This window comes from Promicromonospora panici, from assembly GCF_900608595.1.
Taxonomy (GTDB): Bacteria; Actinomycetota; Actinomycetes; order Actinomycetales; family Cellulomonadaceae; genus Promicromonospora; species Promicromonospora panici.
The window spans coordinates 162961-175054 of sequence record NZ_UWYY01000012.1 but is presented as its reverse complement, the minus strand read 5'-3'; the positions used below and the strand labels follow the sequence as shown (position 1 = coordinate 175054).

The following is a 12094-nucleotide window of genomic DNA, read 5'->3' as shown; positions in this document are numbered from 1 at the left end:
GGCGAGAACTTTGCGAGGTAACCGTGACTGAATCCGTGACCGGCGAGAACACCGTGGGTACGGTCGGCACCGCGCGCGTGAAGCGTGGCATGGCCGAGATGCTCAAGGGCGGCGTCATCATGGACGTCGTCACGCCCGACCAGGCGAAGATCGCCGAGGACGCGGGCGCGGTGGCCGTCATGGCGCTGGAGCGGGTGCCCGCGGACATCCGCGCGCAGGGCGGCGTGTCGCGCATGAGCGACCCCGACATGATCGACGGCATCATCGAGGCCGTCTCCATCCCCGTGATGGCGAAGGCTCGCATCGGGCACTTCGTCGAGGCCCAGGTGCTGCAGTCCCTGGGTGTCGACTACATCGACGAGTCCGAGGTGCTGACCCCCGCGGACTACGCGAACCACATCGACAAGTGGGGCTTCACCGTGCCGTTCGTGTGCGGCGCGACCAACCTGGGTGAGGCGCTGCGCCGCATCACCGAGGGCGCCGCGATGATCCGCTCGAAGGGCGAGGCCGGCACGGGCGACGTCTCCAACGCGACCACGCACATGCGCCAGATCCGCCAGCAGATCCGCCGCCTGACCTCGCTGCCGGAGGACGAGCTGTTCGTCGCCGCCAAGGAGCTGCAGGCACCGTACGAGCTGGTGGCGGAGGTAGCCCGCGAGGGCAAGCTGCCGGTCGTGCTGTTCACCGCGGGCGGCATCGCCACCCCGGCCGACGCCGCGATGATGATGCAGCTCGGCGCCGAGGGTGTGTTCGTCGGCTCCGGCATCTTCAAGTCGGGCAACCCGGCGCAGCGCGCGAAGGCCATCGTGCAGGCCACGACGTTCTTCGACGACGCCGACGTGATCGCCAAGGTCTCGCGCGGCCTCGGCGAGGCGATGGTCGGCATCAACGTCGAGGAGGAGCCGGCGCCGGTGCGGCTGGCGGAGCGCGGCTGGTGAGCTAGGGCTTCGACGGAGGGCCCCGCGGACATCGTGTCCGCGGGGCCCTTCTGCGTTGAGCCAGCGGCTAATCGATTAACTATCGGGTACCCGTTGACACCAGGCAAACGCTTACCATACGGTCAACGACGCCGGATTGGATCGATTCAAGTTCGGTTTTTCGATGACATCGTGGCGATGGGGCCCGTTTGCCTCATCGCGCCTCGCAAGATCCCCGGCCGTGCCCCCATGGCCGCGCCGTCTCAAGTCGAGCCAGCTCAAAGAGGAGCGAAACTATGTCAAGGCGAAGAAGTACCCGAATGACGCTCGTGGCAGGGCTATCCGGCCTCGCCGTCGTCGCGTCGAGCGTCGTCGCACTGAACACCGCCCACGCGGCCACGGTCCGCCATGAGGCCGAGGCCGCCCCGGCCGTCTGTGGTGGCTTGATCGAGTCCAACCACGCCGGGCACTCGGGCAGCGGATTCTGCAACACCGACAATGCTGTCGGAGCCGCGGTCGAGTTCAGGGTCGACGCCGCCGCAGCGGGCACGGTGACCCTGACGTTCGGCTATGCCAACGGCGGAACGGACGGCAGGCCGGGCGAGGTCGTCGTGAACGGCGCGGTGGTGCAGACCGAGCAGTTCGGGTCCACCGGTGCCTGGACGAGCTGGGCGACCCAGACCATCACCGTTCAGCTCAACGCGGGCGCGAACACCGTCCGCCTGCGGGCCACCGGTGCGAGCGGCCTGGCGAACATCGACTACCTGGACGTCACGACCGGCGGCTCCGGGGAACCCGGCGGAGGCGACGGCGTCTACGAGGTCGAGGCGCTCACCCGCGGCGTGACCGTCGTGCCTTCGGGGAGCGGCAACCTCGTCAGCTGGCGGCTGCTGGGCACCGACGACCAGAACGTGGCCTTCAACGTCTACCGCGACGGGCAGAAGCTCAACGCGTCGCCGATCACCGGCGCCACGAACTATCTCGACAGCAGCGGCAACGGAACCTACACCGTCGCGGCCGTCACCGGCGGCTCCGAGGGGACGCGCTCGGGCACCGAGGCCAGGTTCGGCTCCGGTGGCTACCTCGACGTCCCGATCAGCCGGCCCACGAGCAGCCACGAGGCGAACGACGCCAGCGTCGCCGACCTGGACGGCGACGGGGACTACGAGTACATCGTCAAGTGGTACCCCACCAACGCCAAGGACAACGCGCAGTCCGGCGTCACCGACAACACCATCATCGACGCCTACACCCTCCAGGGAACCCGCCTGTGGCGGATCGACCTGGGGCGCAACATCCGCTCCGGTGCCCACTACACCCAGTTCCAGGTATACGACTACGACGGTGACGGCGACGCCGAGATCGCCATGAAGACCGCCGACGGCACGCGCGACGGCCGTGGCGTCGTCATCGGCAACGCCGGCGCCGACCACCGCAACAGCAGCGGCTACATCCTGACCGGACCGGAGTACCTGACCATCTTCGACGGCCGTACGGGCGGCGCGATCGACACCGTCGACTACCAGCCCCCGCGAGGCAACGTGTCGAGCTGGGGCGACAACTACGGCAACCGGGTCGACCGCTTCCTGGCCGGCACCGCCTACCTCGACGGGGCCACGCCGTCGATGATCTTCGCGCGGGGCTACTACACCCGTTCGGTGATCTGGGCCGTGGACTTCGACGGCCAGAACCTCTCGACGCGGTGGATCTTCGACTCCGACGTCGAGGGTTCGCAGTACCGGGGCCAGGGCGCGCACAGCCTGTCCATCGCCGACCTGAACGGCGACGGCCGCCAGGACGTGGTCTACGGGGCGATGGTGGTCGGCTCGGACGGCAACGCGCTGTGGAACTCCCGGATGGGCCACGGCGACGCGCTCCACGTCTCGGACTTCGTGCCCAGCCGTGCGGGTCAAGAGGTGTTCATGGTGCACGAGAGCAGCAGCGACCCGTCGTCCAGCCTCATCGGCTCCAACGGCTCGGTCCTGTTCCAGACCAGCCCCAGCGGCGACAACGGCCGCGGCGTCGCCGCGAACGTCACGACCGCCAATCCCGGGGGCGAGTTCTGGTCCTCGAACGTGTCGGACCTGCGGAACGCCTCAGGAAGCTCTGTCGGCGCCAAGCCGGCCTCGACGAACTTCCTGGCGTGGTGGGACGGCGACGGTGAGCGCGAGCTCCTCGACGGCACCCGGATCACCGACTATCCCTCCGGGACGGCGTTGACCGGGTCGGGCGTGGCGTCGAACAACGGCACCAAGTCCACGCCGAGCCTGTCGGCGGACCTGTTCGGCGACTGGCGCGAAGAGGTGGTCTGGCGGACCAGTGACTCCTCCGCGCTGCGCATCTATGCCACACCGCACAGGACGAACCTGCGCATCGCGACGCTGATGCACGACGTCCAGTACCGCGTGGCGATCGCCTGGCAGAACACCGCCTACAACCAGCCGCCGCACCCGAGCTTCCACATCGGCAGCGAGGTCAGCAGCTACCCCTGGCCCGACATCCACACCCCGTAACCGCGACAGACGTCGCGGCGCTGCCAGCAGGGAGGCTCCGCGGACATCGTGTCCGCGGAGCCTCCCTGTCTGCTCAAGGCATGTAAAGGACCTGCGAGGCGATTTCCCTTCGCCGGCATTGTCCGGATCAGGTTGTGGGGGTCGCCAGCTGGTTTTTCAACCTTCTGGCCTCTCAGCCTCTCGGCTCCCTCGCCTGTCTCGCAGGCCACTTGCTATGTTGCTCCAGCCCGGGCTGGTTGGGTAGGGACTTTAGTCCCTAGTTCGGGCCCGAATCAGGTCTACCAGGGCGACGGCTCGTAGTCCTTGAGGAAGCAGCCGTACAGGTCGGTCCCGGCCTCGCCCTGGACGATCGGGTCATAGACGCGGGCGGCGCCGTCGACCAGGTCGAGGGGCGCATGCCAGCCTTCGGCGGCGATCCGCAGCTTCTCCTGGTGCGGGCGCTCGTCCGTGATCCACCCGGTGTCCACCGCGGTCATCAGGACCCGGTCCTTCTCGAACATCTCCGCCGCGGAGGTCCGGGTCAGCATGTTGAGGGCGGCCTTGGCCATGTTGGTGTGCGGGTGTCCCGCGGACTTGTAACGGCGGGAGAACTGTCCCTCCATCGCCGAGACGTTGACGACGTACCCGCGTCGCGCCTTGGACGTCGCGGCCCGCATCGCCGGCCGCAGCCGGGAGATCAGCAGGAACGGCGCGATCGCGTTGCAGAGCTGGACCTCCAGGAGCTCCAGCGGGTCGACCTCGTCCACGACCTGGGTCCACGAGTTGGTCGTCTGCAGGTCGGGGAGGAGCCCGCCGGCGTCGACGGCGGTGCCGGCCAGGTGGGCGTCCAGGGAGGCCGAGCCCGCGCGGAGTGCCAGCGCCGTCAGGGACGCCGCGCTGTGCATCGCGACGGCGTCGTCCTGCGACTGCCCCTCGTGGTGGGCGACCGACAAGGCGGTCAGCGCCCCAGCGATCGCGGCGGGGTGGGCCTCGGAGATGCGATCGAACGTGACCATCTCCGGCGCTACCAGCCCGTGGGGAAGCGGGGCGACCGGCGTCGACTCGCCCGCGACGAGCTGCGAGTAGGCCCCGGGGGACCGGCGGACCGTCTGGCAGGCGTTGTTGATCAGGATGTCCAGCGGGCCCGCCGCGGCGACGTCGTCGGCCAGGGCGATCACCTGTGTGGGATCACGCAGGTCGATGCCGACGATCTTGAGCCGGTGCAGCCAGTCGGCGGCGTCGGGCATCGCCGAGAAGCGGCGCACCGCGTCCTTCGGGAAGCGCGTGGTGACGGTGAGGTGAGCGCCGTCGCGCAGCAGGCGCAACGCGATGTACATGCCGATCTTCGCCCGGCCCCCGGTGAGCAACGCGCGGCGGCCGGTCAGGTCCGTGCGCTGGTCGCGCCGCGCGTGGCTCTTCGCGGCACAGGCCGGGCACAGCCCGTGGTAGAACGAGTCGACCAGCGTGTAGTCCGTCTTGCAGATGTAGCAGCCGCGGGCGGTGCGCAGCTCCCCGGCGAACGCCCCCCGCACGGTCGAGACCAGCGGGATGCCGGCGGTCTCGTCGTCGATCCGCTCCGCCGAACCGGTCGCCGTCTGCTCGATGACGCTCCGGTCGTGCGCCTGACGCTCGTCGCGAACTGCGGCCTTACGGGACTTCTTGAGCAGCTTCCACATGTAGCCGGTCGCCCGTTTGACCGTCTGGACGTCGGGATGGTTGGGGTCGAGGTCCTTGAGCCGGCCCAGCACCCGAAGGGTGGTGGCAAGCTCGTCCGGGTCGATCCCTGCTTTCGTTGGCACGCCGTAGGGTAACCGGCGCCCGGGACCGGCGCCCGGCTCCGTCCACCTGAGACCTCTGCTGCGCCCGTCAGGCGGGAAGACTGATCAGGCGACGCACTCCGTGCACAGCACCTGGCCAGCGCTCTCGTAGGCACGTTGGCTGCGGTGGTGCACGAGGAAGCAGCTGGAACACGTGAACTCGTCAGCCTGCGGGGGCAGCACACGTATGGTGAGCTCCTCGCCGGACAGGTCGGCGCCCGGCGGCTCGAAGCCTTCCGTCACCTCGTTCTCGTCCAGGTCCACAACCTCCGAGGCCTTGTCAGCACGACGTGCCTGCAGCTCCTGGATCGAATCCCGCTCGACCTCTTCGTCCTCGACGGTCTTGCGTGGGGCGTCGTAGTCAGTTGCCATGTCGTGTTCTCCGTCGTCAGGCCGTCTCCGGCACGCGTCTACCTGATCAACTGGTCCGCTGCGACCGACAGCCGTACCTCCTCGCCGGTGACCATGGCGATCTGGTCCGGTTCGACGTAACGATGCCCGGAGAACAGCCCGCTGGCGTCGACCCGGACGTACCCCAGACGTGTGAGGCGCTCCTGCGCCTGTTGGCTCAGGTCGGTGTCCGTCGTGAGCGCCTCGGCGATCCACGCGACCGGACCACCAGGCTGGTCGGCCGACTGGCCGGCGCCGGTGGTCGCGCCCGCGTCAGCCAGGCGGACATCGTCCACGGCCCCGACGGTCTCGCCGTCGGCATCGATCACTGTCATCCCTGGGGCGACGTCGCGGATCGGCCCCGTGGGCCCGGCGAACTCGCTCATGGTCGTACTCCTCTGCGTGCGTCCAGCTGCTCGTCCGGTGCGGCGGCTGGGTTCTCGATGCTGCCCCGTCCAGCAGCCGCTCGCACCTGGATACGCGCCCGATCAGCTCAGCGGGACCATCCCGGTCCGCCCCTCCCAGGTGCCGTGCTCCGCGAGCGGGCGGAAGCGGAACGTCGCGAACTCGTGGTGGAAGTCGCGGCGCCGACGTTCGACCATGGCGTCCGCATGCCGCCGGTCCGCGGGGACGCCGGAGCGGCCGTGCACCATCTCCTCCATCTCGCGCACGGTGCGCCACACGGAGAACGTGGAGATCGTGCGCGGCGGCCGGAACGCGGCCAGGGCGAGCGTGGTGCCGGGATGGTCGCGCACCTGGCGTTCGACGGGCTTGCCCCACCGCAGGAACCGGGGGACCTCCAGCAGACGCATCCGTGCGACGGTCACCGCGACCACGGGTTCGTCCTGGTCCCAGTCGCCTGTCCGGGCAGGCAGGCCGGGCAGGGCCGCCAGCCGGGACCAGCGGCGCAGGTACTCCAGGCGGACGTGCCAGCCGGTCGCCAGGTGGCGGCCGAGGACGTCGTCGGACAGGAAGCGGTCCACGGCGTCCTCGTCGCGCCACTGCGCGAAGACCGCGATCCGGCGTAGCTGCAGCCGGTCCACGGAGGCGGTGGGCGCCCCCAGGCGCATGAGGGCCAGGCACTCGGCGTGGTCCAGTCCGGGCGTGGCGGCGCCCGACGGCGGACGCAGCAGCGCGCGTGCCGTCACGGCGGCCGGCAGCTCGGCGAGGTGAAAGGTGTGGATCATCGGGCGCGCTCCATCTTGTAGTGCAGGCGCATCATCCAGGTGCGCCGCACCCGCAGCTCGTGGTCGGTGCGGAGCACACCGTACGGGTCGCGGTACAGACGGAAGGTCTCGTGCAGCGGGACACGCGCCGCGAAGTCCCGTCCGCCGTCGTGGACGACGACGTACGCGCCATCCTGCCCGAACAGGCCTGGGGGCGACTCCAGGACGAGCCCGCCCCCGTCACTGACGACCGGGCGCAGGAACACCTGGACGTTGCCGGACTCGAGCGGGAACGCGACGTGCACGCTCGGCTGTGCCGAGCCGGGGAGCCGACGCGCCGAGTAGCAGCCGCTGAAAACATAGCGGCCCGACGGTCGGAGGGTCCGCAGCCACGCGGCGCCCACCTGCTCGCCGTCCCGGTCGCGGATCACGCGGACCCGGCTGTCCATCCCGTGCGCGACGTCGAGCGGGCGCATCGGGAGAGACAGCTGCTCCACCCGGCGGCCGAACAACCGCGCGATCAGCTCACCGGCCGGCCAGAACAGCGGTGACCATCCGGTCCACACCTCCATGTGCCAGGCGGCGGTGTGCTCGTAGAAGTCACGGATCCGTGGATCCAGCCGGGAGGCGTCGAAGCCGGCACCGTCGAGGAGCGTCATCGTCGGAAGCAGGCCGGGTGCCGGGTCCGCTGAACGCTCCGTGGGTGCGACGTCGTCGTCCACCGTGCCGCCGTGATGCGCGGCCTCGGCGGAGAGCCAACCGTCCCCGACCGTGGAGGAGACGCTCATCGGGGCGCGCAACCAGGAGTGGTCCGCGGCGAGGTCGACAGGTTTGCCGACCAGTCGCCAGAACTTCCGGGACCCGAGGTCCAGCAGCTGGTTCACGAGAACGCATTCTCGCAGGGTGTGAGTGGTCGGTTACCGTCGGGGCGTGCTGCTTCCTGAATCGTCGGTGCCGGGGGCGGACCTGCCTGTCCGGGCGGTGCTGCCCGCCACGGTCGACGCGGTGCGGTCGCGCGGTACCGCGGTGCTGGTCGCGCCGCCCGGATCGGGGAAGACGTCGCTGCTGCCGCTCGCGCTGGCCGACGCGCTCGGGGGCACGATCATCGTCGCCGAGCCGCGCAGGATGGCGACCCGCGCGGCAGCGACTCGGCTGGCGATGCTGGCCGGCGAACCGCTCGGGCAGCGGATCGGCTACGCGATGCGCGGTGAACGCAGCGGCGGCACGGGACTCCGGGTCGAGGTGGTGACGACAGGGCTCCTCGTGCGGCGTCTGCAGCAGGACCCGGAGCTGCCGGGCGTCTCCGCCATCGTCATCGACGAGTGCCACGAGCGGCACCTCGATGCCGATCTGCTGCTCGCGCTCTGCGTCGACATCCGGGCGAATCTTCGGGAAGACCTGGCGATCGTCGCGACCTCCGCCACGGCGGACACGGTCAGGCTGAGCCGCGCACTGGCCACGGACGCTCCGGCGCCGGTGATCACCGCGTCCGCCGCGCAGTTCGACGTGGCGGTCGAGTGGGCCCCACCGCCGGTCCCCGCGCCGCTGCTTCCCGGCGGGCGGGTCGACCCGCGCCTGCTGGATCACGTCGCGGCCGTCGTCCGGCGTGCACTGACCGAGAACGACGGCGACATCCTCGTGTTCGTCCCCGGGGAGGGGGAGATCAACGGGGTGACCCGCCGGTTGGCCGGTGAGAACGTCCTGCCGCTGTTCGGCCGCCAGTCGAGGGCTGAACAGGACCGCGCGCTGGCGCCGGCCGCGACTCGCCGGATCGTCGTCACGACGTCGGTCGCGGAGAGCTCGCTGACCGTGCCCGGGGTCAGGGTCGTGGTCGACGCGGGTCTTGCCCGGGAGCCGCGGACCGATCAGTCCCGTGGCCTCGGCTCGCTGGTTACCTGCAGGGTCTCGAAGTCGTCGGCCGACCAGCGAGCGGGGCGCGCCGGGCGGGAGGCGCCCGGCCGGGTCTACCGGTGCTGGTCTGCCACCGACCACTCGCGCCTCGACGACCACGCGGCGCCGGAGATCGCGATCGCCGACCTGGCGGCCTTCGCCCTCGAGCTCGCGGCGTGGGGTGCGCCCGGTGGTGACGGTCTGGCCTTGCTCGACGCGCCGCCGGCGGTCGCGATGACCGCGGCCACCGAGCTGCTGCGCCGCATCGACGCTGTTGACGACAGCGGCCGGATCACCGAGCGGGGCCGGCGGATGGCGGCGATCGGGGCGCATCCCCGGTTGGCTCGTGCGCTGCTGGACGGCGCTCCGCGCGTCGGCGCCGACCGGGCTCGCGAGGTCGTCGCGATGCTCTCGGACGACTCCGGTCGGGCGTTCGGCGATGATCTGCCGGCCCGCTGGCGGGCCCTGCGCCGTGGCGAGGACCGCGGAGCCACGGCCCGCTGGCGGGAAGAGGCGAAGCGCCTGGGCCGGGGCACGGGCGGCCCGGTGAGTGGGCCGGCCGGGCGAGGGACACGCGGCGTACCGGACGATCTCGCGGCGGGGATCGTGGTGGGGCTGGCGTATCCGGATCGGATCGCGCGGGCCCGGGGGACCGACTCGGCCACGTACCAGATGTCCGGTGGCACGGGTGCCGCGCTGGATCCGCAGTCCCCGCTGCGGGCCGCGACCTGGCTGGCGGTCGCGGTCGCTGACCGGGCACCCGGTCGCGCCGACGCCAGGATCCGGTCCGCGGCGCCGATCGACGAGCAGACCGCGCGAGACGTCGCCGGCGACCTCGTCTCGACCACCGACGACATCCGCTGGGACGACGGCCGGATCGTGACGCGGCGCGTCGAGACACTCGGCGCGATCGTGCTCAACGACGTCCCGCTGGCGAAGCCCGACCCGCTGCTCGTCCAGGCGGCCGTCCGCGACGGTATCCGGCGCAGCGGCCTGTCCGTACTGCGCTGGTCGGAGGCCGCACTCGCCCTGCGGGAGCGGCTCGCGTTCTGCCACGCCCACCTCGGCTCCCCGTGGCCTGCGGTCGACGACGAAGCGCTGCTGGCCGATCTTGACGGATGGCTGGGTACCGAGCTCGCCTCGGTGCGCGGCGCGCGCGACCTTGCCCGCATCGACGTGGCCTCGGCACTTCGGCGACTGCTGCCGTGGCCCGCAGCAGGCCGGTTCGGCGAGCTCGCACCGGAACGGCTCCGGGTCCCGTCAGGCTCCGAGGTTCGGCTCGCGTACGACGGCGTCGAGCCGCCGGTCCTGGCGGTGAAGCTGCAGGAGGTATTCGGCTGGACCGTCACACCGGCCGTCGCGGACGGTCGTGTCCCGGTCGTCCTGCACCTGTTGTCGCCGGCGCAGCGCCCAGTGGCGATCACGAGTGATCTCGCCTCCTTCTGGAAGCAGGGCTATCCCCAGGTCCGAGCCGACCTGCGGGCCCGCTACCCCCGCCATCCGTGGCCGGAGGATCCGCTCACCGCCGTCCCGACCAAACGGGTAAAACCTCGCCAGTGAACCGAGCTCCGGTCAACCCTTCTCGTGCGTGGGCGTCACGTCTTGGTGGCGCCGTCAGTGAGACCGGCGACGATGTACCGCTGGAGCAAGACGAACGCGGCGATGACCGGCAGCGCGACGACCGCCGAGACCGCCATCAGGTCGTTCCACCGGATGCCGACCTGGTTCGTGAACTCGGCGAGGACGATGGTGATGGGCTGGATGTGCTCGCTCGTAGCGAGGGAGAGGGCGAAGACGAACTCGCCCCAGGCTCCGAGGAAGCTGATCACCGCGACGGTGATGACGCCCGGCGTGGAGATCGGCAGGGCGACGCGGGCGAACGACGTCAGCTCGTTGCATCCGTCCACCTTCGCCGCCTCGATGACCTCGGCGGGGACGGTGAGGAAGTACGGCCGCAGGATCGTGACGGCCAGCGGCACCGCCAGCGCGCAGTTGGCGATGATCAGCCCGGCATAGGAGTTGACCAGCCCCATGCTGCTGAACAGCACGAACATGGGGAGCGCGAGATTGATGGACGGGACCATCTGCACGACGAGCATCAGCATCAGCACCACGCCGAGACCGCGCAGCCGGAACTTCGCCAGCCCGTAGGCGGCGGGCAGGGCGAGTGCCAGGGTGAGGAAGGTGGTGCCGACGGCGATGATCGCGCTGTTCGTGAGACCCCGCGCGATGTCGGCGTCGCCGAACACGGCGTGCACGTACGGCTCGATCGTGGGCGGCAGCGGGATCAGGTCCGGCGGCACCCGGAAGACCGAGTCGCCCGTCTTCAGCGAGGTGACGAGCATCCAGTAGACCGGGACGAGGTAGACGGCCGTGACGACGACCCCGGCTATCGCCAGCCAGCGCCGGGTCACGTGGTCACGGTGGATGCCGCGGGCAGGTGGCGCGGCGCCGGCGGGGATCCGCTTGGCACTCACGCGTTCTCCTTCCGAAGGGTTCGGAAGTACGCGACCGACAGCACGATCGGAACCACCATGAGCACCGTGGTCGCTACCGCCGCGGTATCGAAGCGTGAGAACTCGAACGCCTCGTTGTACGCGTAGACGGGAAGCGTCGTGGTCGCTCCGCCGGGGCCGCCCGCGGTCATGAGGAAGATCGTGTCGAAGGTCTTGAAGGTGTAGATGAAGATGAGCAGCAGCGCGGCGAGTGCCACCGGCCGCAGCTGCGGCCGGGTGATGTACCGGAACTGCTGCCATGGCGACGCACCGTCGATGCGGGCTGCCTCGTACAGCGTCCTCGAGATCCCCTCGAGCCCCGCCGACAGCAGGATCATTGCGAACGGCGCGAAGCTCCACGCGGTGGCGACGACGACCGCCGCGATCGCGGTGACCGGCCGGCCGAGCCAGAAGAGGTCTCCCTCGAGCAGACCGACCGCGCGCAGCGCCGCGTTGAGCAGCCCGTAGCTGCCGTCGAGCAGCCACCGCCACACGTTCGCGCTCACCACCGTCGGCAGCACCCACGCGATGAGAATGAGGGCACGGAGCACGTTGCGCCCGCGGAAGGCGCGGCGGAGCAGCAGCGCGAGGCCGAGGCCCGCGGCGAAGGTGAGTACGACGCTGCCCGCGGCGTAGACGATCGAGATGAAGAACGAGTACCAGAAGCGGGAGCGGCCGAACTGATCGACGTAGTTGTCGAGACCGGCCCATCGCGCGCCGCCCTGGACCACCTCACGCAGGCCGACGTCGAAGAAGCTCTGCAGCACGCTGTACAGGAGCGGATAGACGACCGTGGCCCCGACGAAGACCACGGCGGGCAGCACGAAGAGCGCCGGGGCCAGGAGCCGTCGTGCCCGGCGCCCTCGGCGGCCGGGCCGCGCCAGGCCCGGAGGAATCTCGACGTGCACGGGCGCGGCAGCCGTCACG

Annotated in this window: 10 protein-coding genes; 3 read left to right on the top strand and 7 right to left on the bottom strand. The window is 70.6% G+C overall.

Annotated elements, in window-relative coordinates:
- The first annotated feature begins 35 nt into the window (after nucleotides 1–35).
- Both pdxS and EW117_RS15730 read left to right on the top strand, forming a co-directional pair.
- Nucleotides 36–938, top strand: a complete 903-nt coding sequence (gene pdxS, locus EW117_RS15735) for a pyridoxal 5'-phosphate synthase lyase subunit PdxS (protein ID WP_277986468.1) — start codon at nucleotides 36–38, stop codon at nucleotides 936–938.
- A gap of 299 nt (nucleotides 939–1237) precedes the next feature.
- Nucleotides 1238–3430, top strand: a complete 2193-nt coding sequence (locus EW117_RS15730; protein WP_129787649.1) for a rhamnogalacturonan lyase family protein — start codon at nucleotides 1238–1240, stop codon at nucleotides 3428–3430.
- Nucleotides 3431–3708: 278 nt separating this feature from the next.
- Here EW117_RS15730 and EW117_RS15725 read toward each other — a convergent pair whose 3' ends face one another.
- The 5 genes from EW117_RS15725 to EW117_RS15705 all read right to left on the bottom strand — a co-directional run bounded on the left by EW117_RS15725 (nucleotide 3709) and on the right by EW117_RS15705 (nucleotide 7666).
- On the bottom strand, nucleotides 3709–5208 hold the full coding sequence (locus EW117_RS15725; protein ID WP_129787648.1) for an SDR family NAD(P)-dependent oxidoreductase: 1500 nt from the start codon (nucleotides 5206–5208) through the stop codon (nucleotides 3709–3711).
- Between the two features lie 84 nt (nucleotides 5209–5292).
- Nucleotides 5293–5598 carry a DUF4193 domain-containing protein gene (locus EW117_RS15720; protein WP_129787647.1) on the bottom strand — a complete coding sequence of 102 codons (306 nt, stop codon included), beginning with the start codon at nucleotides 5596–5598 and terminating at the stop codon, nucleotides 5293–5295.
- 38 nt (nucleotides 5599–5636) lie between these two features.
- Entirely contained in the window at nucleotides 5637–6002 is a 366-nt protein-coding gene (locus tag EW117_RS15715; protein WP_129787646.1) for a DUF2171 domain-containing protein, read from the bottom strand.
- 102 nt (nucleotides 6003–6104) lie between these two features.
- The gene (locus EW117_RS15710) at nucleotides 6105–6803 is read right to left on the bottom strand and encodes a hypothetical protein (RefSeq protein ID WP_129787645.1); all 699 of its coding nucleotides are present in this window, start codon (nucleotides 6801–6803) and stop codon (nucleotides 6105–6107) included.
- A complete protein-coding gene (locus tag EW117_RS15705) occupies nucleotides 6800–7666 on the bottom strand; it encodes a hypothetical protein (RefSeq protein WP_129787644.1) in 867 nt (288 codons plus the stop codon). Before EW117_RS15705 ends, EW117_RS15710 begins: the two co-directional genes overlap by 4 nt.
- 46 nt (nucleotides 7667–7712) lie before the next feature.
- On the opposite strand from EW117_RS15705, the gene hrpB reads away from it, so the two are divergent.
- Nucleotides 7713–10232, top strand: a complete 2520-nt coding sequence (gene hrpB, locus EW117_RS15700) for an ATP-dependent helicase HrpB (RefSeq protein ID WP_129787643.1) — start codon at nucleotides 7713–7715, stop codon at nucleotides 10230–10232.
- 35 nt (nucleotides 10233–10267) lie between these two features.
- Here the strand turns inward: hrpB and EW117_RS15695 are convergent, their stop codons facing one another.
- Nucleotides 10268–11149, bottom strand: coding sequence for a carbohydrate ABC transporter permease (locus EW117_RS15695; protein ID WP_207211891.1), 882 nt, complete (start codon nucleotides 11147–11149; stop codon nucleotides 10268–10270).
- The gene (locus EW117_RS15690) at nucleotides 11146–12093 is read right to left on the bottom strand and encodes a carbohydrate ABC transporter permease (RefSeq protein WP_129787642.1); all 948 of its coding nucleotides are present in this window, start codon (nucleotides 12091–12093) and stop codon (nucleotides 11146–11148) included. The genes EW117_RS15695 and EW117_RS15690 overlap by 4 nt, the downstream gene beginning before the upstream one ends.
- Between the last annotated feature and the right edge of the window lies 1 nt (nucleotide 12094).